The organism is Streptomyces griseomycini, assembly GCF_014203535.1.
Lineage (GTDB): Bacteria > Actinomycetota > Actinomycetes > Streptomycetales > Streptomycetaceae > Streptomyces > Streptomyces griseomycini.
Window position 1 is genome coordinate 34164 of sequence record NZ_JACHJI010000002.1, and the last position, 26949, is coordinate 61112.

Genomic DNA, 26949 nt, shown 5'->3' on the forward strand with positions numbered 1-26949 from the left:
ACGCCTGCGCGTCGCGTCACACGGAAGCCTTATTAGTTCGCCTTTCAACTTCTTAGGTAGACTTCATTCATGGAGACCGAGACGGCCACCCGCTGGCTGACCAATGCGGAGCAGTGCGCCTGGCGCACCCACCTGGAGGTCAACAAGCTGTTGACCTACCAGCTCGAGAAAGATCTGCAGCCGTTCGGCCTGACAATGAACGACTACGAGATCCTGGTGAACCTCTCCGAGTCGGAGGACCGGCGGATGCGGATGAGCGACCTCGCCTCCGCCACCCTGCAGTCCAAGAGCCGCCTCTCGCACCAGATCACCCGGATGGAGAACGCGGACCTGGTCCGGCGGGAGAACTGCGAGTCCGACCGCCGCGGGCTCTACGCGGTCCTCACCGAGCACGGCATGGAGACCATGCAGAAGGTCGCGCCGCACCACGTGGCGTCCGTGCGCCGGCACTTCATCGACCTGCTCTCCCCCGAAGCCCTCACCGAACTCGACAAGGCCCTCAAACCCATCGCGGAGCACCTGCGCGGGCAGCGGGGACGCCCCTGACGCCCCGGGGACCTGACGCCCCGCCCCGGGCGTCACCCCTCCCCGGCGAGCGGCAGGCGGAGCTCGAACAGGGCTCCGCCCGTCGGCGCCGACCCGGCCGTGAGCGTCCCGCCGTGCCGTACGGCGACGTCCCGCGCGATGGCGAGGCCCAGCCCGGCGCCGCCGTCGTCGCGGCTGCGGGCGGCGTCCAGCCGGACGAACCGTTCGAAGATCCGCTCCCGGTCGGCCTCGGGCACCCCCTCGCCGTCGTCGGCCACGCCGAGCACCGCCCGGGCTCCCTCCCGCCGGACGGTCACCGTGACCCTCTCGCGGGCGTGCCGCCCGGCGTTGTCCAGCAGGTTGGCGAGCGCCCGCCCCAGCTGCCCCCGCGACCCGGTCACCTCCGCCGGTTCCGCGTCCACCGTCACGCCCGTCCGGCCCGCGGCCTCCTCCCGGGCCAGCGCGGCCAGGTCGACGCGGGCGTCGGCGGGCCGCTCCCCCGCGTCCAGCCGGGCGAGCAGCAGCAGGTCGGCGGCGAGGCGCTGGAGCCGCACGGTGTCCTCGACGGCGCCGTCCAGGTCGAGCAGTTCGGGGTGGGCGGCGGCCACCTCCAGCTGGGTGCGCAGGGAGGCGATCGGGCTGCGCAGCTCGTGCGAGGCGTCGGCGACGAACCGCCGCTGCCGCTCCACGGACGCCTCCAGCGCGGCGAGCGTCTCGTTGGTGGTGCGGGCGAGACGGGCGATCTCGTCGTGCGTGGCGGGTTCCGGGACCCGGCGGGCGAGGTCCTCGGAGGCGGTGATCGCGGCCATCTCCCGGCGGATGCCCGCCACCGGCCGCAGGGCCCGTCCGGTGACCGTCCAGGTCACGCCGGCGACCACGCCCAGCAGCAGCGGGAGGCCGAGGAGCATCGCGGTCTGCGCGGTGTCCACCGCGCTGTGCTCGGCGGAGAGCGGGGCTCCCGCGTAGACGGTGAGGCGGCCCCGGTCGCGGGTCTCCACGTCGACGGCCGCGAACCGGTAGTCCTCGGCGTCGCCGTCGATCGTCGCGGAGCCGCTGCCGAAGGTGGTCTCGCGGGCGATCTCACCGGGCTCGAGGTCCTCGCCGGAGCCGTCCGAGTCGTCGGAGTCACCGTCGCCGGAGCCGTCCGAGTCGTCGTCCTCACCGCCCGGGGCGGACGGGCGCGGCGCCACCTCGGCGGTCGCCGTGCCGCTGATCCGCTCCAGGTCCTCGCTGGCGGCGACCAGCCCGCCGTCCTCGTCGAGGACCTGCACCGGCCCGTCGTCGCCGTCCAGCCCCGAGAGGTCACCGTACGCCGTCCCGGCGGCCAGCTCGGAGGCGACCGCCCGGGCGGAGCGCTCCGCCCGGGTGCCCGCCTCGGCGGTCAGGTTGGAGCGCAGCGACAGCACCACGGCGATCCCCGCCGTGATGAGGGCCACGGCGACCACCAGGGTCGCGCCGAGCGTCGCCCGCGACCGGACCGAGCCGAACAGCCGGCTCACGGCGCCGTCTCCAGCCGGTACCCGGCGCCGCGCACGGTCCGGATCAGCCCGGCGCGCAGCTTGCGGCGCAGGGCGCTGACGTAGACCTCGACGATGTTCGGGTCGCCCTCGTAGGCGAAGTCCCAGACGTGCTCCAGGATCTCCGTCTTGGAGACCACCTCGCCGGCCCGCAGCACCAGCTGCTCCAGGACGGAGAACTCCTTGGCGGTCAGCGCCACCTCGTCCCCGTCCAGGAAGACCCGGCGGGCGGCGGTGTCCACCTTGAGGTCGCCGTGCACGTGCACCGGGGAGGCCCCGGCGCCCTGGCGGCGGCGCAGCAGCGCCTTGATCCGGGCGACGAGGACGACGTACGAGAACGGCTTGGTGAGGTAGTCGTCGGCGCCCGTGTCCAGGCCCTCGGCCTCGTCGTACTCGCCGTCCTTGGCGGTGAGCATCAGGATCGGCACGTCGTGCCCGGCGGCGCGCAGGGCGGCGCAGACCCGGTAGCCGTTCAGGCCGGGCAGCATGATGTCGAGGACCAGGAGGTCGTACGTCCCCTCCGTGGCCCGGTGCAGGCCCTCCCGGCCGTCGTGGACGACGTCCACGGCGTAGCCCTCGGCGGTCAGGCCCTTGGCGAGCGACAGGGCGAGCCGCTTCTCGTCCTCCACGATCAACAGGCGCATGCCGTAAAGGGTCGCAAAGCGAACCTGAAGATCCCTTCAGGCGGTTTCAGGTTCCCCTCAGCGTCGGTCGGCGAGATTGAGGACGTCGCAGACGAAGTGACTCGGGAGGAATCCACATGAAGCGCAACATCGTGATCGCCGTCGTCACGGCCGCGGCCCTCGTCGGGGGCGGTACGGCGACGGCCCTCGCGGTCTCGGGGGACGACGCGCCGACGACGCGGGCGACGGACACCCGGGCGGCGGACGACGGGCGCGACGACGACGCCCGTGACGACGACCGCGACGACGACGGAGCGCGTGACCGCGACGACGACGCGCAGGCGGTCCCCTCGGACGTGACCGCCGCCGACGCCGTCGCCGCCGCCCTGAAGCACACGCCGGGCACGGCCGTCTCCGCGGAGCTGGACGACGGGGACGACGGCGGCGAGGCGGCCTGGGAGGTCGACGTCCTCGCCGGCGGCGACACCTGGCACAGCGTGCGCGTCGACCCGGCCACCGGCAAGGTCCTGGGCGCCCACGAGGACGACGAGGACGACGCCGACGAGGTGCGGGCCGCGCTGAAGGGGGCGTCGGTGACGGCCGAGGAGGCCGCGAAGGCGGCGGCCGCCGAGGGCACGGTGGTCTCCGTCGACCTGGACGACGACGGGGACCAGGGCTGGGAGGCCGAGACCCGGACCTCCGGCGGGGACGAGCGGGACTGGCGCGTCGACCCGGCCAGCGGAAAGGTCACGGCGGACCGTGACGACTCCGGTGACGACGGGGACGACGACTGACCGTGCGGGTGAGCGGGGGCGGGCGCGGGAGGCTCTCGCCCCCGCCGCCCCTTCCCTCCCCCACTCTCGGCTTCGCTCGAGCGGGGGGACCCCCATCCGGTCCGGCCCGAACGGCCTCGTCCTCGAACCCCCCGAGCTCTGCGGGCAGGGGGTGCCCCCGGACCGGCTGGGACGTCCCACCGGCGCCGGTCGGTCAGCCCTGCGTCAGCCCCGCCACCAGTTCGTCCGCCGCGCGGTACGGGTCCAGCTCGCCGGCGATGATCCGTTCCGCCAACGCGCCCAGGCGGCGGTCGCCGTGGAGGTCTCCGATGCGTTCGCGCAGGGCGGTGACGGCGATCGTCTCGACCTCGCGGGAGGCGCGGGCCAGCCGGCGCTGCGCCAGGACGCCGCGCTCCTCCATCCAGGCGCGGTGCTTCTCCAGCGCCTCGACGACCTCGTCGACGCCCTCCTGGCGCGCGGCGACCGTCTTGACGATCGGCGGGCGCCAGTCGCCGGGGGCGCGGGACTCGCCGAGGCCGAGCATGTGGTTCAGCTCGCGGGCGGTGGCGTCGGCGCCGTCGCGGTCGGCCTTGTTGACGACGTAGACGTCACCGATCTCCAGGATCCCGGCCTTGGCGGCCTGGATGCCGTCGCCCATGCCGGGGGCCAGCAGGACGACGGAGGTGTCGGCCTGGGAGGCGATCTCCACCTCCGACTGGCCGACGCCGACCGTCTCGACCAGGATCACGTCGCAGCCCGCCGCGTCCAGCACGCGGATGGCCTGCGGCGCGGCCCAGGCGAGGCCGCCCAGATGGCCGCGGGTGGCCATGGAGCGGATGTAGACGCCGGGGTCGGAGGCGTGCTCCGACATCCGGACGCGGTCGCCGAGCAGGGCGCCGCCGGAGAACGGGGAGGACGGGTCGACGGCCAGGACGCCGACCCGCTTGCCCTGTTTGCGGTACGCGGTCACCAGCGCCGAGGTGGACGTCGACTTGCCGACGCCCGGCGAGCCGGTCAGGCCGACCACGTACGCGTTGCCGGTGAGCGGCGCCAGGGCCGCCATGACCTCCCTCAACTGCGGGGACGCCCCCTCCACCAGGGAGATCAGCCGGGCCACGGCCCGCGGCCTGCCCTCCCTGGCCTGGGCCACCAGGGTGGAGACGTCCTGCATCACAGCTCCGTTCACGAGAGAAGACCCTGCACACTGCACACCTGCGAAGAACCCGGCTCAGGCCTTGGGCACCCGCACGATCAGCGCGTCACCCTGGCCGCCGCCGCCGCACAGCGCCGCCGCGCCGACCCCGCCGCCGCGCCGCTTCAGCTCCAGCGCCAGGTGCAGCACGAGCCGTGCGCCGGACATGCCGATCGGGTGACCCAGGGCGATGGCACCGCCATTGACGTTCACCTTTTCGGTGGAAACACCGAGATCCTTCATTGACTGCACGGCCACCGCGGCGAAGGCCTCGTTGATCTCGATGAGGTCGAGGTCGGAGACCTCCAGGCCCTCCTTCTTCAGGGCGTGCAGGATCGCGTTGGACGGCTGCGACTGCAGGGAGTTGTCGGGACCGGCCACGTTGCCGTGGGCGCCGATCTCGGCGATCCAGTCGAGGCCCAGCTCCTGCGCCTTGGCCTTGCTCATCACGACCACGGCCGCCGCACCGTCCGAGATCTGCGAGGAGGAGCCGGCCGTGATGGTGCCGTCCTTGGCGAAGGCCGGGCGCAGCTTGCCCAGCGACTCGGCGGTGGTGTCGCCGCGGATGCCCTCGTCCTTGCTGAACAGGACCGGGTCGCCCTTGCGCTGCGGGATCTCGACCGGGGTGATCTCGGCGTCGAAGACGCCGTTCTTCTGGGCGGCGGCGGCCCGCTGGTGGGACAGGGCGGCGATCTCGTCCTGCTCGGCGCGGCCGATGCCCAGGCGCGTGTTGTGCTTCTCGGTGGACTCGCCCATGGCGATGCCCTCGAAGGAGTCGGTCAGACCGTCGTACGCCATGGCGTCGAGCATCTGGACCGCGCCGTACTTGAAGCCCTCGCGGGACTTCGGCAGCAGGTGCGGGGCGTTGGTCATGGACTCCTGGCCGCCGGCGACGACCACGTCGAACTCGCCGGCCCGGATCAGCTGGTCGGCCAGCGCGATGGCGTCGAGGCCGGAGAGGCACACCTTGTTGACGGTCAGCGCCGGGACGCTCATGGGGATGCCGGCCTTCACGGCGGCCTGGCGCGCCGGGATCTGCCCCGCCCCGGCCTGGAGCACCTGGCCCATGATCACGTACTGGACCTGGTCGCCGCCGATCCCCGCACGGTCGAGGGCGGCCTTGATCGCGAAGCCGCCGAGGTCGGCTCCGGAGAAGGACTTCAGCGAACCGAGCAGCCGCCCCATCGGGGTGCGGGCGCCCGCGACGATGACGGACGTCGTGCCGTTCGTTGCGGAAGATGCAGAAGACATGAGCTGCGATCCCCTTACCGGCCTGCACAGCCGAGGAGTGAACGAGGGTTTACTTCGAATGTACTGACGCCCGGCGGATCGCGTCATCGGCCTTTCGGTGTGATCGCGCGCACGTTGCGTAACCGCCCCGGGAGCGCTGCACTGAATCCATGCTGACGCGAATCGACCACATCGGGATCGCCTGCTTCGACCTCGACAAGACCGTCGAGTTCTACCGGGCCACCTACGGCTTCGAGGTGTTCCACTCCGAGGTCAACGAGGAGCAGGGCGTGCGCGAGGCCATGCTCAGGATCAACGGGACGTCCGACGGCGGCGCCTCCTACCTCCAGCTGCTGGAGCCGATCCGGGAGGACTCCACCGTCGCCAAGTGGCTGGCCAAGAACGGCGAGGGCGTCCACCACATCGCCTTCGGTACGGCGGACGTCGACGCCGACGCCGCCGACATCAAGGACAAGGGCGTACGCGTTCTGTACGAAGAGCCCCGGCGCGGCTCCATGGGGTCACGCATCACCTTCCTGCACCCCAAGGACTGCCACGGTGTACTGACGGAACTGGTCACTTCGGCGCCTGTTGAGTCACCTGAGCACTGACCCACGTACATATGGGCCGGTAGGGTTGGGTGCGGTCGCCGCTCGATCCAGGGTGACCGGGTCCTGCCGTCGACGGCGGCGGGACCGACCGGGGTCCGGGTTTCGGGGGGCGAGCGCCGGGGCAGCAGCCCATGCTCCGCCGTCGATCTGACACCATTCCCCGGTGAGCCCCGTTCGTCGGACGGACGGAGCTCGGCCAGACTTGTGACCAGGGGACGGATGGGACCGCGCAGTGCGGGGCTACGAGAGCCAGGAGCGAGAGCCGGCGGCTGACGTCGACCACCTCTCTCGGTTCGAAGCCGAGATGAAGCGGCTGAAGACCGAGCGGGAAAAGGCGATCCAGCACGCCGAGGACCTCGGCTACCAGGTCGAGGTGCTGCGCGCCAAGCTGCACGAGGCGCGCCGCACCATCATGTCCCGGCCCGCCTACGACGGCGGGGACATCGGCTACCAGGCCGAGCAGTTGCTGCGCAACGCGCAGCTGCAGGCCGACCAGTTGCGGGCGGACGCCGAGCGGGAGCTGAGCCAGGCGCGGGCGCAGACCCAGCGGATCCTGCAGGAGCACGCGGAGCAGGCGGCCCGGCTCCAGGCGGAGCTGCACCAGGAGGCGGTGACCCGGCGCCAGCAGCTCGACCAGGAACTGGCGGAGCGCCGGCAGACCGTCGAGTCGCACGTCAACGAGAACGTGGCGTGGGCGGAGCAGTTGCGCGCCCGCACCGAGCAGCAGGCCCGCCGGCTCCTCGAGGAGTCCCGCGCGGAGGCCGAGCAGGCCATGGCCGCCGCGCGTGCGGAGGCGGAGCGGCTGACCGCCGAGGCGCGCCAGCGGCTGCAGAACGAGGCCGAGGCGGCCCGCGCGGAGGCCGAGCAGCTCCTGCGCCGGGCCCGCGCGGACGCGGAGCGGCTGCTGAACGCCGCCTCCACGCAGGCGCAGGAGGCCACCGACCACGCCGAGCAGCTGCGGACGTCGACCGCCAGCGAGTCGGAGGCCGCGCGCCGTCAGGCGCAGGAGCTCAGCAGGGCCGCCGAGCAGCGGATGTCGGAGGCCGAGACCGCGCTGCGCGAGGCGCGCGCCGAGGCGGAGAAGGTGCTCGCCGAGGCGAAGGAGGCCGCGTCCAAGGCGCTCGCCTCCGCCGAGTCCGCGAACGAGACCCGGACGCGCACCGCCAAGGAGCAGGTGGCCCGGTTGGTCGAGGAGGCCACGAAGGAGGCCGAGCAGACCAAGTCCGAGGCCGAGCAGCTGGTCGCGGACGCCCGCGCGGAGGCCGAGAAGATCGTCGCCGAGGCCGCCGAGAAGGCCCGCGCGGTCACCGCCGAGGAGTCGGCCACCCAGCTGTCCAAGGCGGCCCGGACCGCCGAGGACGTGCTCAACAAGGCGTCGGAGGACGCCAAGAGGACCACCCGGGCCGCCGCCGAGGAGGCCGAGCGGATCCGCAAGGAGGCCGAGGCCGAGGCGGACCGGCTGCGGGCCGAGGCGCACGACATCGCCGAGCAGCTCAAGGGCGCGGCGAAGGACGACACCAAGGAGTACCGCGCCAAGACGGTCGAGCTGCAGGAGGAGGCCCGCCGGCTGCGCGGCGAGGCCGAGCAGCTGCGCGCCGACGCGGTCGCCGAGGGCGAGAAGATCCGCGCGGAGGCCCGCAAGGAGGCCGTGGCGCAGATCGAGGAGGCGGCGAAGACCGCCGAGGAGCTGCTCGCCAAGGCCAAGGCGGACGCGGACGAGCTGCGCTCCACCGCGCAGGCGGACAGCGAGAAGGTCCGCACCGAGGCCATCGAGCGCGCCACCACGCTGCGCCGGCAGGCCGAGGAGACGCTGGAGCGCACCCGCAAGGAGGCCGAGCGGCACCGCGCGGAGGTCGTCGAGCAGGCCGAGTCGCTCAGGGAGGACGCCGAACGGGCCGCGCGCGAACTGCGCGAGGAGACCGAGCGGGCCGTCGAGGCCCGGCGCGCGGAGGCCGCCGAGGAACTGACGCGGCTGCACACGGAGGCCGAGGAGCGGCTCGCCGCCGCCGAGCAGGCGCTGAGCGACGCCCGTGAGGAGGCCGCCCGGATCCGCCGGGAGGCGTCCGAGGAGAGCGAGCGGCTGCGCACCGAGGCCACCGAGCGGATCCGTGCGCTCCAGCAGCAGGCGGAGGCGGAGGCGGAGCGGCTGCGCACCGAGGCCGCCGCCGACGCGTCCGCGTCCCGCGCGGAGGGCGAGGCCGTCGCCGTACGGCTGCGTTCGGAGGCCGCGGCGGAGGCGGAGCGGCTGAAGTCGGAGGCGCAGGACAGCGCCGACCGGGTGCGGGCCGAGGCGCAGGCCGCCGCCGAGCGGCTGGGCGCGGAGGCGTCCCAGGCGCTGGCCGCCGCGCAGGAGGAGGCCGCCCGGCGCCGCCGCGAGGCCGAGGAACTCCTCGGCGCGGCGCGGCAGGAGGCCGACCAGGAGCGCGAGCGGGCCCGCGAGCAGAGCGAGGAGCTGCTGGCCTCGGCGCGCACGCGCGTGGAGGAGGCGCAGGCGGAGGCCGTGCGCCTGGTCGAGGAGGCCGACCGGCGCGCCACCGAGATGGTGTCGGCCGCCGAGCAGCACGCGGCGCAGGTGCGGGACTCCGTCGCGGGGCTGCACGAGCAGGCCCAGGAGGAGATCGCCGGGCTGCGCAGCGCCGCCGAGCACGCGGCGGAGCGCACCCGCCGCGAGGCCGAGGAGGAGGCGGACCGGGTCCGCGCCGACGCCTACGCGGAGCGGGAGCGGGCGTCCGAGGACGCGGGCCGGCTGCGGCGCGAGGCGCAGGAGGAGACGGAGGCCGCCAAGTCGCTGGCCGAGCGCACGGTGTCCGAGGCGATCACGGAGGCCGAGCGGATCCGTACGGAGGTCGCCGAGCACGCCCAGCGGGTGCGCACGGAGGCGTCGGACACCATCGCCGAGGCCGAGCAGAGCGCGGCGCGCACCCGGGCGGACGCCCGCGAGGACGCCAACCGGATCCGTTCGGACGCGGCGGCGCAGGCGGACGCCCTCATCACCGAGGCGCGCGGCGAGGCCGAGCGGCTCACCGCCGAGACGATCACGGACACCGACCGGCTGCGCACGGAGACGGTCGCCGAGGCCGAACGGGTGCGGTCGGAGTCGGTCGCCAAGGCGGAGAAGCTGATCGCGGACGCCACGGGCGACGCGGAGCGGCTGCGGGCCGAGGCCGCCGAGGCGGTGGGGTCGGCGCAGCAGCACGCGGAGCGGATCCGCGGCGAGGCCGAGCGCGTCCGGACCGACGCGGAGGCGGAGGCCGAGCGGCTGGTGTCGGCCGCGCGCGAGGAGGCCGAGCGGACGCTGGACGAGGCCCGCAAGGAGGCCAACAAGCGGCGTTCCGAGGCCGCCGAGCAGGTCGACACGCTCATCACGGAGACCACCGCCGAGGCGGACAAGCTGCTCGCCGAGGCGCAGCAGCAGGCGCAGAAGACGACCGCGGACGCCGAGGCGCAGGCGGACACGATGGTCGGCGCGGCCCGCAGCGAGGCCGAGCGGATCGTCTCCGAGGCGACCGTCGAGGGCAACGCGCGCGTGGAGAAGGCCCGCACGGACGCGGACGAGCTGCTGGTCGGCGCGCGCCGGGACGCGACGCAGATCCGGGAGCGCGCGGAGGAGCTGCGCGATCGCGTCACGAGCGAGATCGAGGAGCTGCACGAGCGGGCCCGCCGGGAGGCGGCCGAGACGATGAAGTCCACGGGCGACCGCTGCGACGCGCTCATCAAGGCCGCCGAGGAGCAGCTCGCCAAGGCCGAGGCGAAGGCGAAGGAGATCGTCTCCGAGGCCAACTCCGAGGCGGGCAAGGTGCGCATCGCCGCCGTGAAGAAGGCCGAGGGCCTGCTGAAGGAGGCGGAGCAGAAGAAGGCCACGCTCGTCAAGGAGGCCGAGGAGCTGAAGGCCGAGGCGGTCCGCGAGGCGCGGCGCACGGTCGAGGAGGGCAAGCGGGAGCTGGAGGTCCTGGTGCGGCGCCGGGAGGACATCCAGGCCGAGATCTCCCGGGTCCAGGACGTCCTGGAGGCGCTCGAGTCGTTCGAGGCGCCCTCGGGGAGCAAGGACAACGGGGCCAAGGCGGGGGCCGCCGCGGGCGCCGTCCGTTCGGGTGGCAAGTCATCGGATAGCTGACAAACCGGACGGAATCCCCCGTCGCCGGAGGGCTTTGACCAAGGCTTTGGCAAGCCCTCCGGCGATCAGCCACTCAAAAGGGGTGTCATTCTCCGTATCAAACGTGCATCCGCTCGATGACACACCGCTTCGGCCCCTAGGATTCCACCTATCACCTCACCGGTCTCTTTCGACAGGAACCCCATGAGCGACACTTCCCCCTACGGCTTCGAGCTTGTGCGGCGTGGGTACGACCGCGCTCAGGTGGACGAACGTATCTCCAAGCTCGTCTCCGACCGTGACAGCGCTCTCGCCCGCATCACCGCTCTGGAAAAGCGCATCGAGGAGCTCCACCTCGAGACGCAGAACGCCCAGGCCCAGGTCAACGACGCCGAGCCGTCGTACGCCGGCCTCGGCGCCCGGGTCGAGAAGATCCTGCGGCTCGCCGAGGAAGAGGCGAAGGACCTGCGCGAGGAGGCCCGGCGCGCGGCGGAGCAGCACCGCGAGCTCGCCGAGTCGGCCGCCCAGCAGGTGCGCAACGACGCCGAGGCGTACGCCGCCGAGCGCAAGGCGAAGGCCGAGGACGAGGGCGTACGGATCGTCGAGAAGGCTCAGGGCGAAGCCGCCCAGCTGCGGTCCGAGGCGCAGAAGGACGCGCAGTCCAAGCGGGAGGAGGCGGACGCCCTCTTCGAGGAGACCCGCGCCAAGGCCGCGCAGGCCGCCGCCGACTTCGAGACCAACCTCGCCAAGCGCCGCGAGCAGTCCGAGCGTGACCTGGCGTCCCGTCAGGCCAAGGCCGAGAAGCGCCTCGCCGAGATCGAGCACCGCGCGGAGCAGCTGCGCCTGGAGGCCGAGAAGCTGCGCACCGACGCCGAGCGCCGCGCCCGCCAGACGGTGGAGACCGCGCAGCGCCAGGCCGAGGACATCGTGGCCGACGCCAACGCCAAGGCCGACCGGATCCGTTCGGAATCGGAGCGCGAGCTCGCGGCGCTGACCAACCGCCGCGACTCCATCAACGCCCAGCTGACGAACGTCCGCGAGATGCTCGCCACGCTCACCGGCGCCGCGGTGGCCGCGACCGGCTCGCCCACCACCGAGGACGAGCCGATCTCCCGCGGGGTGCCGGCCCAGCAGTCCCGGTAACGTCCGGCCGTACGGCGTACGGACACCGGCGAAGCCCTCTGCCACTGGGGTGGCAGAGGGCTTTGTCCCGTTCTAGCGTGGCCGCATGATCGAGCTCGAGGGGCTGACCAAGCGGTACGGCGAGAAGGTGGCGGTCAACGACCTGACCTTCACGGTCAGGCCGGGCATCGTCACGGGCTTCCTCGGCCCCAACGGCGCGGGCAAGTCGACCACCATGCGGATGATCCTGGGCCTGGACCGCCCGACCGCCGGGGACGTGCGGATCGACGGCACGCACTACGACCGGCTCAAGGACCCGCTGACGTGCATCGGCGCCCTGCTGGAGGCGAAGGGCGTGCACCCCGGCCGCAGCGCCTACCACCACCTGCTGTGCCTCGCCCAGAGCAACGGCATCCCCCGGCGGCGGGTGCACGAGGTGCTGGACACCGTCGGGCTGACGGCGGTCGCGCGGAAGAAGGCCAAGGGCTTCTCGCTGGGCATGGGCCAGCGGCTCGGCATCGCCGCCGCGCTGCTCGGCGACCCGCGGATCCTGATGTTCGACGAGCCGGTCAACGGCCTCGACCCCGAGGGCATCCACTGGATCCGCACCCTGATGAAGACGCTCGCCGCCCAGGGCCGCACCGTCTTCGTCTCCTCCCACCTGATGAGCGAGATGGCGCTCACCGCCGACCACCTCGTCGTCATCGGCCAGGGCCGGCTGCTCGCCGACACCTCCATGGCCGACTTCATCGAGCGCAACTCCCGCTCGTACGTCCGCATCCGCAGCCCGCAGCGGGAACGGCTGCTGGACGTGCTGCACCGGGCCGGGATCACCGCCGTGGAGAGCGGGAACGGGGCGCTGGAGGTGGACGGTTCCAAGGCCGAGCACATCGGGGAGCTGGCGGCCCGGAACCAGCTGGTGCTGCACGAGCTGAGCCCGCAGCAGGCCTCCCTGGAGGAGGCGTTCATGCAGTTGACCGCGGAGTCGGTGGAGTACCACGCGCACGCCGACGCGCCCGTGCCCCGGCAGCAGTGGGGCGACGGCTGGAAGAGGGGATGAGCATGGCGGCTGCGCAGGTCGTCCGGTCCGAGTGGACCAAGATCCGGTCGGTGGCGTCCACGGTGTGGACGCTCTCCCTGGCGGTGGTCGTCACCATCGCGCTCGGCATGCTGATCTCCGCGCTGTCGAGGAGCGAGTTCGACGGGATGGGCGCGCGGGACCGGCTCTCCTTCGACCCGACGTTCATCAGCTTCGCCGGGATGAGCCTCGGTCAGCTCGCGATGGTCGTGTTCGGGGTGCTGGTGGTGTCGAACGAGTACAGCACCGGGATGATCCGCACCTCGCTGGCGGCGGTCCCGCAGCGCGGCACGTTCCTGTTCGGCAAGATCGCGGTCGCCACCGTGCTCGCGCTCGTGGTCTCCCTGGCCACCAGCTTCGCCGCGTTCTTCCTGGGCCAGGCGATGCTCGGTGAGCACCGGGCGTCCCTCGGGGACGACGGGGTGCTGCGCGCGGTCATCGGCGGCGGCCTCTACATGACCCTGATCGCGGTGTTCTCGATGGGCGTCGCCACGATGCTGCGCTCGCCGATGCTGTCGCTGGGCATCCTGGTGCCGTTCTTCTTCCTGATCTCCAGCGTCCTGGGCTACGTCGACGCGACGGAGGAGGTGGGCCGCTTCCTGCCCGACCAGGCCGGCAGCAGGATCATGCAGGTGGTCCCGCCGGTCGACGACGACACCCCGTACGGGCCCTGGGGCGGCCTCGGGATCATGGCGCTGTGGGTGGTCGCCGCGCTCGTCGGCGGCTACGCGCTGCTGAAGCGGCGCGACGCCTAGGGAGCGGCCGGGCGACCGGCCGGGACCGGTTTTTGCCTCGCCTTGAGCGGAACCGTCAGCGCCTGGATATCCTCCTAACCCTTACGGGGGCGTGTGCCCCGCTGTCCTGAACCTTTCGATGGGTGCGGAGCATGATCGAGGCAGTCGGCCTGACCAAGCGCTACGGCGACAAGACCGCTGTGCACAACTTGTCCTTCCAGGTGCGGCCCGGCGCCGTCACCGGTTTCCTGGGCCCCAACGGATCCGGCAAGTCGACGACGATGCGGATGATCCTCGGCCTGGACAACCCCACCGCGGGCCACGTCACGATCGGCGGCTACCCGTACCGCAAGCTGCCCAACGCCCCCCGCCAGGTCGGCGCGCTGCTGGACGCCAAGGCGGTGCACGGCGGCCGGTCCGCCCGCAACCACCTGCTGTCCCTGGCCCAGCTGTCCGGCATCCCGGCCCGGCGCGTGGACGAGGTGCTGGGCGTGGTCGGCCTGCACGACGTGGCCGGCCGGCGCTCGAAGGGCTTCTCGCTGGGCATGGGCCAGCGGCTCGGCATCGCCGCCGCGCTGCTCGGCGACCCGCAGGTGCTGCTGTTCGACGAGCCCGTCAACGGCCTCGACCCCGAGGGCATCCTCTGGGTGCGCAACCTGATGAAGGCACTGGCCGCCGAGGGCCGCACGGTGTTCGTCTCCTCCCACCTGATGAGCGAGATGGCGCTCACCGCCGACCACCTCATCGTCATCGGGCGCGGACAGCTGCTCGCCGACATGAGCGTGAAGGACTTCATCTCCGCCAACTCCGCCGACTTCGCGCGCGTGCGCACGCCCGACACCGAGCCGCAGCAGCGCGAGAAGCTGTCCGCCGCGATCACCGAGGCCGGCGGCCACGTCCTGCCCGAGCAGGACGGCGCGCTGCGGGTGACGGGACTGCCGCTGCCGCGCATCAGCGACATCGCCCACGACGCCGACGTGCGGCTGTGGGAGCTGTCGCCGCACCAGGCCTCGCTGGAGGAGGCGTACATGCGGATGACGCAGGGCGCCGTCGACTACCGCTCGACCGCCGACCAGAAGGCCGGGCTCCAGCAGCCGCTGCCGCCCGGCGCGCAGCCGCCGATGCCGGTGCCGGGTCAGGGCCAGCCCGGCTGGTACGCCCCGCCGCCGCCCCAGCAGGGCGGGCAGCCCTTCGCGGCGCCGCAGGCCCCGGCGGGCCCCTACGGCGCTCCGGGCGCCCCCGGCACCGCCCCGGGCGCCCCCGCGGCGAACCCGTACGCCCAGGCGGCCCCGCAGGGCCAGGCGCCCCAGGCCCCGACCGCCCCGCAAGCACCCCAAGCTCCGGCCACCCCGCAGGCCCCGGCCGTCCCACAGGCTCCGCAGGCCCCGGCCGCCCCGCCCTCCGTTGCCCCGACCGTCCCCACCGCCTCCGACGTGACCAAGCCCGAGGACGCCCGATGAGCACGCCCCAGCCCCCGATGCCGCAGGCCGCCGCACCCGAATGGCAGGCGGCGCCCGCTTCCCCCTACCCCGGCTACACCTCGCCGATCCCGGTGGTGCGCACGCACCTCGGGCACGCGATCGCCTCCGAGTGGACGAAGATCAAGTCGGTGCGCTCCACGATGTGGACGCTGGGCGTGTTCGTGCTGCTCGTGGTCGGCATCGGCCTGCTGACCGGCCTGGTCGTGGCCGGCCAGGACGCCGACCTGGGCGGGGAGAGCCCGCTGGGCCTGGGCTTCTTCGGACTGCTGCTGGGCAGCATGTGCGTCATGACGCTGGGCGTGCTGACCACAGCCTCGGAGTACGGCACCGGCATGATCCGCACCACGACGGTCGCCTGTCCCTCGCGCGCGCGGGTCCTCACGGCGAAGGCCGTGGTGTTCTTCCTCGTCGCCTTCGTGGTGACCCTGGTCTCCACCACGCTCATCGCCTTCGTGCACGTGGCGATGCTGGAGGGCAACAGCGGCGCGGGGGATCCCTCGGGCGAGGAGTGGCTGAAGGGCACGGTCGGCGTCTCGCTCTACCTCGCCCTGCTCGGCACGCTCTCGCTGGCCGTCGGCTCGATCATCCGGCACTCGGCGGGCGCCATCACCATCATGATCGGTGCCGTGCTCGCCCCGCTGGTGATCGCGCTGTTCATGTTCTCGTCCTCGCTGCGGGACGTCCAGCAGGCGCTGTTCGAGTACTCCATCCCGAACCAGATGAGCATCTTCTACGCCAACTCCCTGAGCGAGTCCGGCCCGTCCGGCTGGGACCCGCTGTGGATCATGCTCGGTGTCACGGCCGTGGCGCTGGGCGGCGCCTTCGCCCTGCTGGAGAGGCGGGACGTGTAGGGACGTACGGAGCCGCGGCTCAGAACCTCGGCGCGTTACGGGACCGCTGCACCCGCGTGGTGCGGCGGTCCTTGGCGTTCCAGCACGCCTTGTGCCAGTGCCGGCGCTCGTCGACGCCCGAGTGCTCCGGCCAGGCCACCACGTGCGGCACCCCGTCCGGGATCAACTGGTCGCAACCGGGGCAGCGGTAGGCCTTGCCCTGGGCGCTGGCGCCCGCCACGTGCCGTACGCTCCACTCCTCGTCCTGCCAGCTCTCCGTGGACTGCCAGCCGCCGTAGCGGCCGGAACGGTCGTCCTCGGCGCTGCGGCCGGACGAACCCTCTCCCTTGGGTCGGTTGCGACGCGGGGACACGGAACACCTCACGGGGCTGTACAGGATGCAGGGGCCGCGTCCAGCCTACGCGGCACGCTCAGGGGTACGCGTACACCGTCAACCGCCACAAGCTCCCTCCCCGGCACCACGGCGCCCTTCCGAGCGGCTCATTCTGCAGACAATCCGCAAAGCGCCCCGCCCGGCCGTGTCCTCGGCACGTGTCAGACGGTTATGCCCTGCGGGGGAGCTCCGCGTCGGGGCCAAGGAAGCAGGAAAGCAATGCGCGTTGGAAGTTTCGTGTTGGCCGCCCAGTTCCCCGGGCAGGGCGAGGGGGAGGCGCTGCACCGCGCGGTCCGCTCGGCCGAGGTGGCCGAGGAGGCGGGGCTCGACACGGTCTGGCTGGCCGAGCACCACTTCGTGCCGTACGGCACCTGCCCGTCGGCCGTCACCCTGGCCGCGTTACTGCTCGGCCGCACCCGCCGCCTGCGGGTCGGCACGGCGGTGAGCGTGCTGTCCACCACCCACCCCGTGACGCTCGGTGAACAGGCCGCGCTGCTGCACGTGACCAGCGGCGGCCGGTTCTCGCTGGGGGTCGGGCGCGGCGGGCCGTGGGTCGACCTGGAGGTGTTCGGGTCCGGCCTGGAGGCGTACGAGAAGGGGTTCCCGGAGTCCCTCGACCTGCTGGTGCGCTGGCTGCGCGAACCGTCCGTCGGGGCCGTCGGCGAGCGCTTCCGCTTCCGCGAAGTCCCGGTCGTGCCGCGCCCGTCGGAGTCCCTCACCGAGACCGAGGGTCCCGAGGTCGTGGTCGCCTGCACCTCCCCGGCCAGCGTGCGGCTGGCCGCCGAACGCGGGCTGCCGATGCTGCTCGGCATGCACATCGGGGACGAGGAGAAGGCCGAGATGGTCGCCCTGTGGCGGCAGCACGCGCGCGCGTGCGGACGGCCGGCCCGGGAGATCCACCGTGCCGCACACGTCTCGGCCGGCGTCTGCCAGGTCGCGGACCGGCGCACGGACGCGGTGGAGACGCTGACCAAGGCGATGCCGGGCTGGCTGCGCCAGGGACTCGAGGCGCACGTCACGGTGGACGGCCGGGCACGGCGGATGCGCGATCCGCTCGCGTACACCGAACTGCTCTGCGGACTGCACCCGGTGGGTCCCCCGCGGCTGTGCGCCGACCGGCTCGCCGCGACCAGCGAGCGGACCGGGATCTCCCGTTTCGCCCTGCTCGTCGAGGGTTCCGGCGACCTGGCGGCGACCGAGGAGAACGTACGGCGCCTCGGGGCCGAGGTGCTGCCCCGACTCGACTGAGCGAGCCGGGCCCCACGAGAGGCTTGCCGCCCCTGTACGAACCGCACCTCCCGCGTACGGAGCGGCAAGCGAACGACGGGGCGCGTCAGCAGTCGCGCAGTTCCGGCGACTGGTTCAGCAGCTGGTTGCGGACCGAGGTGAAGCGGGCCAGCGTCTCGTCGACCGAGGAGTCAAGCGGGAACACGGCCACCCGGTGGCAGTTCTGGAAGGCCAGCCGAACACCGAAGTGCCGTTGCAGCGCGCCGCGTATCGCGTCACTCGCTAGTGCACGCAGCAGCTGACCGCGTGCCTGCTCGTCCGGCGGGGGCGTCTGGTTGTCGGCGAAGGGTCCGCCGTCCACCTTCAGCTGGGCCACCAGGGAGCTGATCGTCTCCCACGCATAGGGCAGGGAGGTCCGGACGCAGTCGACGAAGTCAGCTTCGTCGACCTCGCCTCGCTCGGCCTGTTCGAGTAGGGCCGGTGAGACGTCGAGCGACATGGGTTCTCCTCTCGCACCCCCGACGAGCAGGGGTTGCCTGACAGATAAGGGAGTTCGCGATATCGGACACGCTGCGTACACATCTCGCGACCTCCCGTTCAATACCGTAAGCAACGGACCGTGACGGCACCAGGAGAATGCCCGGATGCGGAACTTCCTGTGGGCAGGTAATCGGCCACCACCGAACACGCGTTTTCCAGGAGATACAGGACGCACCTCATGGGGCCCACGAGGCCGTCACGAGGGCGAATCGCGTCGAGGCGGGCCGGTCGAGTAGCGTTGCCGACCATGCGTCTCGTCATTGCCCGCTGCTCCGTGGACTACGCCGGGCGGCTCACCGCGCACCTGCCCCCGGCACCCCGTCTGATCCTGGTCAAGGCGGACGGCAGCGTCTCGGTCCACGCCGACGACCGGGCCTACAAGCCCCTGAACTGGATGTCGCCGCCCTGCACGCTGAAGGAGGGCACCGGCGAGGAAGAGGGCGTCTGGACCGTCGTCAACAAGGCGGGCGAGAAACTCATCATCACGATGGAGGAGATCCTCCACGACTCCTCGCACGAACTGGGCGTCGATCCCGGCCTGATCAAGGACGGCGTGGAAGCGCACCTCCAGGAGCTGCTCGCCGACCGCATCGAGACCCTCGGCGAGGGCTACACCCTCATCCGCCGCGAGTACATGACCGCCATCGGTCCCGTCGACATCCTGTGCCGGGACGCCGAGGGGCGGACCGTGGCGGTGGAGATCAAGCGGCGCGGCGAGATCGACGGCGTGGAACAGCTCACGCGCTACCTGGAGCTGCTGAACCGCGACCCCCATCTCGCCCCGGTACGCGGCATCTTCGCCGCCCAGGAGATCAAGCCGCAGGCCCGCGTGCTCGCCACGGACCGGGGCATCGGCTGCCAGGTCCTCGACTACGACGCGCTGCGGGGCATCGAGGACGACAAGCTGCGGCTGTTCTGAGCGGCGCCGCGACGGCAGGAAGGGCCGGGTTCCCGCGGGAACCCGGCCCTTTCCGTGCGCCTGACCGTCAGATCACCGTCTCCGAGCCGCTGGGCGAACCGGGCGTGCCCGCGCCGGAGCTCTGCGGGGCGCTCGCCGAGGTGCTCGTCTCCACGGGGGAGGACGAGGCGGTGCCGCTCGCGGAGTCGCTGGTGGACGGCGGCGGGGTCCCGGGGTCGGTGGTCCCGGGGTCGGTCCCGGTCGGCTCCGGGTCCGGGTCGGTCCCGGTCGGGTCCGGGTCCGGATCCGGGTCCGGGTCCGGGTCGGTCGGATCGGGAGACACGGAGGTGGACGGCTTGCTCGTCTTCGTCGGCTTGGAACTCGGGGAACTCGCCGGCGGTTTCGAGGAGTCGTCCGGCTTCGTCGTGCCGCTCTCGTCGTCCGACGGCCCGCCCGACCCGGTGGCCGTCGACGTCGGGTCGTCGGAGGTGCCCAGGGTGCCGTCCGGGCCCGGGTCGGTCGGCCGGCTGGTGGCCTTCCCGGTGTCGCCGTCCCCCCCGGCCGCCGGGTCGGCGCCCAGGCTGCCGTCGTCGACGCCCTGGCTCGCGGACGGGTTGACGCCGACGTTCTCCGACGGGCTGCCGGCGTCGTTGTCCGACGTGGCGCCGAGGGTGACCACGGTGCCCAGCACGGCGACGAGCAGCGCGCCCGCGCCGGCCGCCACGAGGTTGCGCCGGGCCAGGCTCTTCAGGCCGCCGCCCGCCTTGCCCCGCGGCGCGGACGTGGGCGTGGACGTGGACGCGGTGCGGTGGATGACCAGGGGGGTGTCGGCGGGCGGCTGGAGGTCCGGGAAGGCCGTCGGCACCCCGCGGGGCGGCGGGGCCGACTCCTCGACGTGGGCCTCGGGCACCTCCTCCCCCGCGGTCGGCGCGAGCGCCAGCGGGGTTCCGGAGCGGTCGGCGACCAGGGCCAGCGCACGGCGGCCGGCGACGGTGCCGCGCTTGTCGGCGAGGGCGCCGCGCAGGCCGATGGACGCCTCCAGTTCGGCGCGCGACCGGTCGAGCTGTCCGGCGCACAGGGCGAGGATGCCGAGCTCGTGGTGGAAGTAGGCCTGCTCCGGCACGTCCCCGGCGAGCCGGGCGGCCTCCGCGCCGGACCGCAGCGCCTTCTCCCAGGCGCTCCAGTGCAGGCCCGCGGCGAACGCGGGGGCGGCGGCGCGGGCGAGCTGCACGGCCGTGCTCGGCTCGCCCTCGGTGGTGGCCGTGGTGAGCGGCGACAGCGCGGCGAGCACGGTGAGCACCGCGTCGGCCTCGGCGCACACCCGTTCCGGGGTCACCGAGGGGTGCCCGGCCCACCAGGCGTAGTGCTGGGCGGCGGCACGGGTCTGGGCCTCGGCCTCGTCGGCGTAACCGGCGGCCTCCAGCTGGGCCTGCACCCCGGCGGCGAGCCGGTAGCGGGAGCCGACCGGACAGACCAGCCCGCAGGCGGCCAGCTCGCCGAGCGCGGCGTCGGCGTGGGTGTCGCCGACCAGGGCGGGCAGATGCGCCTGGTGGGGCACCTCGCCGCCGAGCGCGACGGCGAACCGCAGGGTGGCGCGGGCGGAGGCGCTGAGCCGGGAGGCGAGCAGCGGGGCGGGGGCGGCGGCCTCGCCGAGCGCGGGCAGCGGCACCTCGTCGCCGTCGACGGCGTCGTACGGCGGTGCGTCGGGCCGGACGTCCTCGAAGACCCCGAACTCGTCGACGGCGCTGGTGCCGGCCCGCAGCCGGTCGCGCTGCCGCAGCAGGGCGCCGGCCTGGACGAAGCGCAGCGGCAGGCCCTCGGACTCGAACCAGAGGTCGCCGGCCCAGTTCCGCTCGTCCTCGGTGAGGCGGCGGCCGACGGCGTGCTCCAGCAGCTCGAGGCCGGCCGCGCGGTCGAGCCCGTCGAGGGCGACCTCCTCGACGCCGGAGTCGGCGGACGGGGCGGACACGTCCGGGGTGGCGCCGAACAGGAAGGCGCACTCGGGCGTGGCGTCCAGCAGCTCGTCGAGGGCGGCACCGCCGAACTCGAGGTCGTCGAGGACGACGACGGCGCCGATCTCGCGGACGCAGTCGACCAGTTCGTCCCGGTCCGGGCGGTGCAGCGGGGCGTTGTGGACGGCGTAGAACAGGTCGTACAGCAGGTCGTCGGCCGAGCGGCGGTGGCCGTTCAGCCGGACGACGCCGTCGGGGGCGAGGTCCGCGCAGTCCTCGGCGACGACGTCGAGGAGCCGGGTGCGGCCGGAGCCGGCGGGGCCGGTGAGGCGCACGGAGCGGCCGCGGGCGAGCAGCCGGACCAGCTTCTCGCGCTCGTCCTGACGGGCCAGCAGCGGCAGCACGGGCTGCGCCGGTCCGGGCGGGGCGGTCGGCCTGGCGGCCCGCTCGACCTCGGCTCGCCCGGCCTCGTCCAGCTTGGCCGGGCGGGCGGGCCGTTCGGCGGGCGGGCAGGGCTCGATCTCGCTGCCGTCGACGGGGTTGACGGTGAGCAGGAAGTCGCCGGAGACGAGCTGCACCGTGCGGGCGAGCGCCGGTGCGTGCTGTCCGAAGTCGGAAGTGAGGGATTCCCGGGGAGGGCGCTGGCGCGGCCCGTGGCCGTCACCGTCATGGCCGTACTCCTCGGGTCCCCGGCTGTTCGGGTCCATAGGTCCTAGCCCCCCAAAAGCGTCGTGTGCCTGGGTCCTGTCGCCGGACTCCCGCCTGCCGCGGGTCCGACAGTTCCCAGAGCCCCTCCCGGCCTTGCCGCACACCGCGCTGTCGCTTCTGGTCCGGGCCCGCTCGAGGGTTGCGAGGCAGCGGGCAGCCGCACCCTAAACCTTCGCTCAGTATCCACGACAGTCCGGGGTACCGCGCCGTCCGAGACGTCACGGTCTCGTGAGGATTGTGCGTGCGTCGCACGGTGCGCCGAGGCCGGTCCGGGTGGTGCCGGTCGTCCGGTTTCCCACCCGTACGGCCCTCACACGCGGGGCAGCGTGTCCACCCCGATGCCTCCCTCGATCGCCAGGATCCGGTGCAGCCGGGTGGCCACCAGCAGGCGCTGCATCTGCGGCGGTACGCCGCGCAGCACCAGCCGCCGGCCGCAGCGTCCGGCCCGCCGGTGGGCCCCCATGATCACGCCGAGTCCGGTGGCGTCCCAGGAGTCCAGTTCGGACAGGTCCAGCACCAGGTCGCCGGCTCCGTCGTCGACGGCCGAGTGCAGGACCGTACGGGCGTCCGCCGCGCTGCGGACGTCGAGGCGGCCCCCGACGACCAGCTCGGCGTGGTCGCCCCTGATGTGCATATGCGCTCCCCGTGCGTGCGTCTCGTGCTCCGCGTTGCTGATGCCGGTGATGCAACCTCTGACTGCGGGAAGGGGTCGGAGGTTGCTCGTTGTAAGCGAACCGATACCGAATTCACCCCGGCGTGTGATGCACGCCGGGGCGAATGCGCGAGATCAGTGCTCGTAGAAGCCCTGCCCGCTCTTGCGGCCGATGTCACCGGCGTCAACCATCCGGCGCATCAGCTCCGGGGCGGCGAACTTCTCGTCCTGCGACTCGGTGTAGATGTTGCTCGTGGCGTGCAGCAGGATGTCCACGCCGGTGAGGTCGGCGGTGGCCAGCGGGCCCATGGCGTGGCCGAAGCCCAGCTTGCACGCCAGGTCGATGTCCTCGGCGCTCGCCACACCCGACTCGTACAGCTTCGCCGCCTCGACGACGAGGGCGCAGATGAGGCGGGTGGTCACGAAGCCGGCGACGTCGCGGTTGACGACGATGCAGGTCTTGCCGACCGACTCGGCGAACTCCCGCGCCCTGGCGAGGGTTTCGTCGCTGGTCTTGTAGCCGCGGACCAGTTCGCACAGCTGCATCATGGGCACCGGCGAGAAGAAGTGGGTGCCGACGACCCGCTCCGGGTGCTCCGTCACGGCCGCGATCTTGGTGATCGGGATGGCGGAGGTGTTGGAGGCGAGCACGGTGTCCTCGCGCACGATCTTGTCGAGGGTGCGGAAGATCTCGTGCTTCACCTCGAGCTTCTCGAACACGGCCTCGACCACGATGTCCGCGTCCGCGCAGGCGTCCAGGTCGGTGGTCGCGGTGATCCGGGCGAGGGCGGCGTCGGCGTCGTGCGCCTCCAGCCTGCCCTTGCTCACGAACTTGTCGTACGACGCCTTGATCCCGTCGGTGCCCCGCGTGAGCGCCTCGTCGGTGACGTCGCGCAGGACGACCTCCCAGCCCGCCTGGGCGGAGACCTGGGCGATACCGGACCCCATGAGGCCGGCCCCGATGACGGCGAGCTTGCGTGCCACTGTGCGACTCCCCTGATACGCGCTGTCGTTGTTCTCCAGGAGCGGACACTAGCGGGCGTCAGGGTCCCTGTGACTGACTTAGTAACGCGTTTCACGTCTCACGGAGTGAGACCCCTGTCACGTCCCGTACGACGGGTCCGGCGCGAAGTGATCGCCGTGCCCGCGGCGGGTGCGAGGGTGGGAGGGCCGGTGTCCGCTCAACGGAGGAGAACCTCGGCATGGCCGTGATCCACCGCACCACCCTCAAGCCGACCAAGCTGGAACTGCTGGCCTCCTGGCTGCCCTCACGCCCCTGGTACCACGGCGGCGCGGGGGACCCGCGGTTGGCCAGGGCCGGCGGTTTCCGGCTCGACGACCCGGAGGGGGAGGTCGGCATCGAGTTCATGGTGGTCACCGACGCCTCCGGCGCCGAGCCGGCCGCCTATCTGGTGCCGCTCACCTACCGGGGCGCTCCGCTCGGCGGTGCGGAGCACGCCCTCGTCGGCACCGCCGAGCACGGCGTCCTCGGGCGGCGCTGGGTCTACGACGGCTGCCACGACCCGGTGCTCGTCGCCGAGTTGGCGGCGCTGATCGAGGGCCGGGCCCAGGCGCAGGCCCAGAGCCTCACCGACACCCCCGACCGGGAGGTCACCCGGGCCTACGCGGGTGAGGACCCGGTCCCGGCGCGCTTCACCGCGGTCGACGACACCGAGGAGCACACCGAGCTGTCCGCACCGGACGGCACGGTCCTGCGGGTCCTGCGCACCCTGCGGCCCGCTCCGGACGGCTCGCCGCTCCCCGAGCCCGGGGCGTCGGGTCACGTGGCCGGCGCGTGGGACCTGCCCGGCGGAACCCGCGCACAGGGCCTCTTCCTCGTCCTGCACACGCCCCCTCGGGCGTAGCACCCGGCCGACAGGCCGTGCCGGACGGACCGGCGGCCCGGTTCAGCCGCGCACCGCGTAGTCGAGCACCCCGTCGCTCAGCAACTCCTCGATGTCGTCGACGAGTCCGAGCACCTCGCGGGACACCTCGGCCGGTGCGCGGCCCTTCACCATCTCCCGGCCGATCGTGACGAACACCGTGCCGTGCATCCAGCAGATCTGGCCGGCGACCAGGCCCGGCAGCGGGTCGTCGGGGGCGGCGCCCGTCTCCTCGCGGAGCGTCGCCTCCAGGTGGTCCTGGATCTCCTGCTGCAGGCTCCACAGCCGGGAGCGCAACTGCGGCGACTCGTGGATGACGCGCATGAAGCGGTCGTACCCCTCCATCAGGCCGATCCGGGGCGAGACCGCCTCGATCTCGGCGCGCAGTTCGCGCAGCACGGCGCGGGCGGCCGACTCCCCCGCGTCCCGGCCCCGCACCCAGCGGGAGAGCCGGTCGACGACGTCCTCGGAGCGGTCGAAGAAGAGGTCCTCCTTGGCGGGGAAGTAGTTGTAGACCGTGTTCACGGACACGTCGGCGGCCTCCGCCACCTCCGCCATCGTCACGGTCGTGAAGCCGCGCTCCAGGAAGAGTCCGGTGGCGACGTCCGAGATCCGCTGCCTGGTCTCACGCTTCTTCCGCTCCCTGAGCCCCTCTGCCATGCCCTCATCGTAGGCGCGCCCGACGATCGCTGGGGAAACTGAAAAATTGGGTACGTTGCAAAACTTCAGCGTCTCTGTTTTTCTGTGCTCATGACCATCATCAGTACGGCCGGTCTGGCCCGTACCTTCCGGAGCAGGCGCGGCCCGGTGGAGGCGGTGCGCGGGATCGACCTCGCCGTCCGCGAGGGCGAGATCCTCGGCTTCCTCGGTCCCAACGGCGCCGGCAAGACGACCACCCTGCGGATGCTGACCACCCTGCTCGCCCCCACCGGCGGCACGGCCACCGTCGCCGGGCACGACCTGGCGGCCGATCCGGCCGGGGTGCGGCGGGCCTGCGGCTACGTGGCGCAGTCCGGCGGAGTGGACCCGCAGATCACCGTGCGGGAGGAACTGGTCACCCAGGGGCGGCTCTACCGGCTGACCAGGGCGCGTGCGGCCGAGCGGGCCGAGGAACTGGCCCGCGAGCTGGACCTGACCGGGCTGCTCGACCGCAGGTGCGCCGCGCTCTCCGGCGGGCAGCGGCGCCGCCTGGACATCGCGATGGCGCTCACCCACCGTCCGGGGGTGCTGTTCCTGGACGAGCCGACCACCGGTCTCGACCCCGGCAGCCGTGCCGATCTGTGGGACCTGGTGCGCCGACTGCGCGACGAGCACGGCACGACCGTGTTCCTCACCACCCACTACCTCGACGAGGCCGACGCGCTCGCCGACCGCCTGGTCGTCGTCGACCGGGGCGTGGTCGCCGCCGAGGGCACGCCGGGCGCCCTGAAGCTGGCGTACGGCGGCTCGCTCGACGCCTCGCTCCAGGACACCTTCCTCGCCATCACGGGCCGGGGCCCCGCACCGGCCGACGCCGCCCCCGTAGCCGTATAGGACACCGACGCCTCATGCTGCTCCACGACACCGCCCTCATCTACGGCCGCTACATGCGCCAGTCCCTCAGGTCCCGCTTCGCACTGCTCTTCGGCGTGCTGACGCCCCTGCTGTACCTGCTGTTCTTCGGCCCGCTGCTCACCGGTCTGCCACTCGGCGGGCGCGGCGACTCCTGGCAGGTGCTGGTGCCCGGCCTGCTGCTCCAGCTCGCCCTCTTCGGCGCCTCGTTCGCGGGCTTCATGATCATCCTGGAGAAGGACCAGGGCATCGTCGAACGCATGCGCGTGACTCCCGTCAGCCGGCTCGCCCTGCTGCTGGGCCGCGTCCTGCGCGAGGCGACCGTGTTCGTCCTCCAGGCCGTCCTGCTGGTGCTGGCCGCCGTGGCGATGGGCCTGCGCGCTCCCCTGCCGGGCGTCCTGATCGGCTTCGGCTTCGTCGCCCTGCTCACGGTCGCGCTGGCCTCGCTGTCGTACGCGCTGGCGATGAGGGTCCGCACACCGCAGGAGTTCGGTCCGACGGTCAACGCGCTGACGGTGCCGTCCATGCTCCTGTCCGGTCTGATGCTCCCGATGACCCTGGGCCCGGCCTGGCTGGACGTGCTGTCGCACCTGATGCCGTTCCGCCACCTGGTGGACGCGGTGCGGGACGCCTACGTCGGTTCGTACGCGACGGCCCACGTGCTGTACGGCGCGCTGGTCGCCGTCGGTCTCGCGGTGCTCGCCGTGACGGTGGGCACACGAGTGTTCCGGACGGCCGGGGCGTAACTAGGCTGGCCGCATGGTCAATCTGACGCGCATCTACACCCGGACCGGCGACCGGGGCACCACCAACCTGGGGGACATGAGCCGGGTCCCCAAGACCGACCTGCGGATCTCCGCCTACGCCGACGCCAACGAGGCGAACGCGGTGATCGGCACGGCGATCGCGCTGGGCGGTCTGGAGGAGGAGGTCGTCGGGGTCCTCACGCGCGTCCAGAACGACCTGTTCGACGTGGGCGCGGACCTCTCGACGCCGGTGGTCGAGGCCCCGGAGTACCCGCCGCTGCGGGTCGAGCAGTTCTACGTCGACCGGCTGGAGGCGGACTGCGACCGCTTCAACGAGCGGCTGGAGAAGCTCCGCTCCTTCATCCTGCCGGGCGGTACGCCGGGCGCGGCCCTGCTGCACCAGGCCTGCACCGTGGTGCGGCGGGCCGAACGCTCCACCTGGGCCGCGCTGGAGGTGCACGGCGAGACCATGAACCCCCTCACCGCGACCTACCTCAACCGCCTGTCCGACCTGCTGTTCATCCTGGCCCGCATCGCGAACAAGGAGACCGGCGACGTGCTGTGGGTGCCGGGCGGGGAGCGCTGAGCC

The 26949-nt window shown here is 72.9% G+C and carries 25 protein-coding genes; 15 read left to right on the forward strand and 10 right to left on the reverse strand.

Annotated features, from left to right (window positions below; genetic code table 11):
- The first annotated feature begins 69 nt into the window (after window positions 1-69).
- Window positions 70-546, forward strand: a complete 477-nt coding sequence (locus tag FHS37_RS04635; RefSeq protein ID WP_184817750.1) for a MarR family winged helix-turn-helix transcriptional regulator — start codon at window positions 70-72, stop codon at window positions 544-546.
- 32 nt (window positions 547-578) lie between these two features.
- Here the strand turns inward: FHS37_RS04635 and FHS37_RS04640 are convergent, their stop codons facing one another.
- Entirely contained in the window at window positions 579-2024 is a 1446-nt protein-coding gene (locus FHS37_RS04640; RefSeq protein ID WP_184817751.1) for a sensor histidine kinase, read from the reverse strand.
- Entirely contained in the window at window positions 2021-2686 is a 666-nt protein-coding gene (locus FHS37_RS04645; protein WP_184817752.1) for a response regulator transcription factor, read from the reverse strand. Before FHS37_RS04645 ends, FHS37_RS04640 begins: the two co-directional genes overlap by 4 nt.
- Before the next feature lie 116 nt (window positions 2687-2802).
- Here FHS37_RS04645 and FHS37_RS04650 point away from each other — a divergent pair, with 116 nt between their 5' ends.
- Window positions 2803-3459: a PepSY domain-containing protein gene (locus FHS37_RS04650; protein ID WP_184817753.1), complete on the forward strand. Its 657-nt coding sequence runs from the start codon at window positions 2803-2805 to the stop codon at window positions 3457-3459.
- Between the two features lie 193 nt (window positions 3460-3652).
- On the opposite strand, the gene meaB is transcribed toward FHS37_RS04650, so the two are convergent.
- Together meaB and FHS37_RS04660 are read right to left on the reverse strand one after the other, a co-directional pair.
- Window positions 3653-4609 (reverse strand): methylmalonyl Co-A mutase-associated GTPase MeaB, encoded by a 957-nt coding sequence (gene meaB / locus FHS37_RS04655; RefSeq protein ID WP_184817754.1) that lies wholly within the window; start codon window positions 4607-4609, stop codon window positions 3653-3655.
- A 57-nt stretch (window positions 4610-4666) separates the two neighbouring features.
- A complete protein-coding gene (locus FHS37_RS04660; RefSeq protein WP_184817755.1) occupies window positions 4667-5881 on the reverse strand; it encodes an acetyl-CoA C-acetyltransferase in 1215 nt (404 codons plus the stop codon).
- Window positions 5882-6030: 149 nt separating this feature from the next.
- Here FHS37_RS04660 and mce point away from each other — a divergent pair, with 149 nt between their 5' ends.
- From mce to FHS37_RS04695, 7 genes are all read left to right on the forward strand, one after another.
- Complete coding sequence (mce, locus tag FHS37_RS04665; protein ID WP_184817756.1) at window positions 6031-6471, forward strand: methylmalonyl-CoA epimerase; 441 nt, start codon at window positions 6031-6033, stop codon at window positions 6469-6471.
- A gap of 232 nt (window positions 6472-6703) precedes the next feature.
- Window positions 6704-10585, forward strand: coding sequence for a polarized growth protein Scy (gene scy / locus FHS37_RS04670; RefSeq protein ID WP_184817757.1), 3882 nt, complete (start codon window positions 6704-6706; stop codon window positions 10583-10585).
- A gap of 183 nt (window positions 10586-10768) precedes the next feature.
- Entirely contained in the window at window positions 10769-11707 is a 939-nt protein-coding gene (locus FHS37_RS04675; protein ID WP_184817758.1) for a coiled-coil domain-containing protein, read from the forward strand.
- A gap of 85 nt (window positions 11708-11792) precedes the next feature.
- Complete coding sequence (locus tag FHS37_RS04680) at window positions 11793-12746, forward strand: ABC transporter ATP-binding protein (RefSeq protein WP_184817759.1); 954 nt, start codon at window positions 11793-11795, stop codon at window positions 12744-12746.
- 2 nt (window positions 12747-12748) lie between these two features.
- Window positions 12749-13519, forward strand: a complete 771-nt coding sequence (locus FHS37_RS04685) for an ABC transporter permease (RefSeq protein WP_184817760.1) — start codon at window positions 12749-12751, stop codon at window positions 13517-13519.
- Between the two features lie 131 nt (window positions 13520-13650).
- On the forward strand, window positions 13651-14958 hold the full coding sequence (locus tag FHS37_RS04690) for an ABC transporter ATP-binding protein (protein ID WP_184817761.1): 1308 nt from the start codon (window positions 13651-13653) through the stop codon (window positions 14956-14958).
- Window positions 14955-15830, forward strand: coding sequence for an ABC-2 transporter permease (locus tag FHS37_RS04695; protein WP_184817762.1), 876 nt, complete (start codon window positions 14955-14957; stop codon window positions 15828-15830). The genes FHS37_RS04690 and FHS37_RS04695 overlap by 4 nt, the downstream gene beginning before the upstream one ends.
- A 19-nt stretch (window positions 15831-15849) precedes the next feature.
- Here the strand turns inward: FHS37_RS04695 and FHS37_RS04700 are convergent, their stop codons facing one another.
- Window positions 15850-16182, reverse strand: a complete 333-nt coding sequence (locus tag FHS37_RS04700) for an Rv1322 family protein (protein ID WP_184817763.1) — start codon at window positions 16180-16182, stop codon at window positions 15850-15852.
- A gap of 240 nt (window positions 16183-16422) precedes the next feature.
- On the opposite strand from FHS37_RS04700, the gene FHS37_RS04705 reads away from it, so the two are divergent.
- Entirely contained in the window at window positions 16423-17451 is a 1029-nt protein-coding gene (locus tag FHS37_RS04705; protein ID WP_184817764.1) for an LLM class flavin-dependent oxidoreductase, read from the forward strand.
- 85 nt (window positions 17452-17536) lie between these two features.
- On the opposite strand, the gene FHS37_RS04710 is transcribed toward FHS37_RS04705, so the two are convergent.
- Window positions 17537-17929, reverse strand: coding sequence for an SCO5389 family protein (locus FHS37_RS04710; protein WP_184817765.1), 393 nt, complete (start codon window positions 17927-17929; stop codon window positions 17537-17539).
- 288 nt (window positions 17930-18217) lie between these two features.
- Here FHS37_RS04710 and nucS point away from each other — a divergent pair, with 288 nt between their 5' ends.
- Window positions 18218-18889, forward strand: a complete 672-nt coding sequence (gene nucS, locus FHS37_RS04715) for an endonuclease NucS (RefSeq protein ID WP_184817766.1) — start codon at window positions 18218-18220, stop codon at window positions 18887-18889.
- A gap of 67 nt (window positions 18890-18956) precedes the next feature.
- Here nucS and FHS37_RS04720 read toward each other — a convergent pair whose 3' ends face one another.
- The 3 genes from FHS37_RS04720 to FHS37_RS04730 form a co-directional block, all read right to left on the reverse strand.
- Complete coding sequence (locus tag FHS37_RS04720; protein WP_184817767.1) at window positions 18957-21527, reverse strand: ATP-binding protein; 2571 nt, start codon at window positions 21525-21527, stop codon at window positions 18957-18959.
- A gap of 311 nt (window positions 21528-21838) precedes the next feature.
- On the reverse strand, window positions 21839-22162 hold the full coding sequence (locus FHS37_RS04725) for an STAS domain-containing protein (protein ID WP_159535825.1): 324 nt from the start codon (window positions 22160-22162) through the stop codon (window positions 21839-21841).
- 153 nt (window positions 22163-22315) lie between these two features.
- Window positions 22316-23164: a 3-hydroxyacyl-CoA dehydrogenase family protein gene (locus FHS37_RS04730; protein WP_184817768.1), complete on the reverse strand. Its 849-nt coding sequence runs from the start codon at window positions 23162-23164 to the stop codon at window positions 22316-22318.
- Window positions 23165-23382: 218 nt separating this feature from the next.
- Here FHS37_RS04730 and FHS37_RS04735 point away from each other — a divergent pair, with 218 nt between their 5' ends.
- Entirely contained in the window at window positions 23383-24045 is a 663-nt protein-coding gene (locus tag FHS37_RS04735; protein WP_184817769.1) for a maltokinase N-terminal cap-like domain-containing protein, read from the forward strand.
- Window positions 24046-24087: 42 nt separating this feature from the next.
- Here the strand turns inward: FHS37_RS04735 and FHS37_RS04740 are convergent, their stop codons facing one another.
- Entirely contained in the window at window positions 24088-24723 is a 636-nt protein-coding gene (locus FHS37_RS04740) for a TetR/AcrR family transcriptional regulator (RefSeq protein ID WP_184817770.1), read from the reverse strand.
- Between the two features lie 90 nt (window positions 24724-24813).
- Here FHS37_RS04740 and FHS37_RS04745 point away from each other — a divergent pair, with 90 nt between their 5' ends.
- The 3 genes from FHS37_RS04745 to FHS37_RS04755 are packed head-to-tail and all read left to right on the forward strand — an operon-like array spanning window position 24814 to window position 26946.
- A complete protein-coding gene (locus FHS37_RS04745) occupies window positions 24814-25596 on the forward strand; it encodes an ATP-binding cassette domain-containing protein (RefSeq protein ID WP_184817771.1) in 783 nt (260 codons plus the stop codon).
- A gap of 14 nt (window positions 25597-25610) precedes the next feature.
- Window positions 25611-26360, forward strand: a complete 750-nt coding sequence (locus FHS37_RS04750) for an ABC transporter permease (protein ID WP_184817772.1) — start codon at window positions 25611-25613, stop codon at window positions 26358-26360.
- Window positions 26361-26373: 13 nt separating this feature from the next.
- The gene (locus FHS37_RS04755; RefSeq protein ID WP_184817773.1) at window positions 26374-26946 is read left to right on the forward strand and encodes a cob(I)yrinic acid a,c-diamide adenosyltransferase; all 573 of its coding nucleotides are present in this window, start codon (window positions 26374-26376) and stop codon (window positions 26944-26946) included.
- The last annotated feature ends 3 nt before the right edge of the window (window positions 26947-26949 follow it).

Coding starts and splice junctions, on each gene's coding strand:
- FHS37_RS04635 (WP_184817750.1), top strand. CDS start 70: ATGGAGACCGAGACGGCCACCCGCTGGCTGACCAATGCGGAGCAGTGC.
- FHS37_RS04645 (WP_184817752.1), bottom strand. CDS start 2,686: ATGCGCCTGTTGATCGTGGAGGACGAGAAGCGGCTCGCCCTGTCGCTC.
- FHS37_RS04650 (WP_184817753.1), top strand. CDS start 2,803: ATGAAGCGCAACATCGTGATCGCCGTCGTCACGGCCGCGGCCCTCGTC.
- meaB (WP_184817754.1), bottom strand. CDS start 4,609: ATGCAGGACGTCTCCACCCTGGTGGCCCAGGCCAGGGAGGGCAGGCCG.
- FHS37_RS04660 (WP_184817755.1), bottom strand. CDS start 5,881: ATGTCTTCTGCATCTTCCGCAACGAACGGCACGACGTCCGTCATCGTC.
- mce (WP_184817756.1), top strand. CDS start 6,031: ATGCTGACGCGAATCGACCACATCGGGATCGCCTGCTTCGACCTCGAC.
- FHS37_RS04675 (WP_184817758.1), top strand. CDS start 10,769: ATGAGCGACACTTCCCCCTACGGCTTCGAGCTTGTGCGGCGTGGGTAC.
- FHS37_RS04680 (WP_184817759.1), top strand. CDS start 11,793: ATGATCGAGCTCGAGGGGCTGACCAAGCGGTACGGCGAGAAGGTGGCG.
- FHS37_RS04685 (WP_184817760.1), top strand. CDS start 12,749: ATGGCGGCTGCGCAGGTCGTCCGGTCCGAGTGGACCAAGATCCGGTCG.
- FHS37_RS04690 (WP_184817761.1), top strand. CDS start 13,651: ATGATCGAGGCAGTCGGCCTGACCAAGCGCTACGGCGACAAGACCGCT.
- FHS37_RS04695 (WP_184817762.1), top strand. CDS start 14,955: ATGAGCACGCCCCAGCCCCCGATGCCGCAGGCCGCCGCACCCGAATGG.
- FHS37_RS04705 (WP_184817764.1), top strand. CDS start 16,423: ATGCGCGTTGGAAGTTTCGTGTTGGCCGCCCAGTTCCCCGGGCAGGGC.
- FHS37_RS04710 (WP_184817765.1), bottom strand. CDS start 17,929: ATGTCGCTCGACGTCTCACCGGCCCTACTCGAACAGGCCGAGCGAGGC.
- nucS (WP_184817766.1), top strand. CDS start 18,218: ATGCGTCTCGTCATTGCCCGCTGCTCCGTGGACTACGCCGGGCGGCTC.
- FHS37_RS04720 (WP_184817767.1), bottom strand. CDS start 21,527: ATGGACCCGAACAGCCGGGGACCCGAGGAGTACGGCCATGACGGTGAC.
- FHS37_RS04725 (WP_159535825.1), bottom strand. CDS start 22,162: ATGCACATCAGGGGCGACCACGCCGAGCTGGTCGTCGGGGGCCGCCTC.
- FHS37_RS04735 (WP_184817769.1), top strand. CDS start 23,383: ATGGCCGTGATCCACCGCACCACCCTCAAGCCGACCAAGCTGGAACTG.
- FHS37_RS04740 (WP_184817770.1), bottom strand. CDS start 24,723: ATGGCAGAGGGGCTCAGGGAGCGGAAGAAGCGTGAGACCAGGCAGCGG.
- FHS37_RS04745 (WP_184817771.1), top strand. CDS start 24,814: ATGACCATCATCAGTACGGCCGGTCTGGCCCGTACCTTCCGGAGCAGG.
- FHS37_RS04750 (WP_184817772.1), top strand. CDS start 25,611: ATGCTGCTCCACGACACCGCCCTCATCTACGGCCGCTACATGCGCCAG.
- FHS37_RS04755 (WP_184817773.1), top strand. CDS start 26,374: ATGGTCAATCTGACGCGCATCTACACCCGGACCGGCGACCGGGGCACC.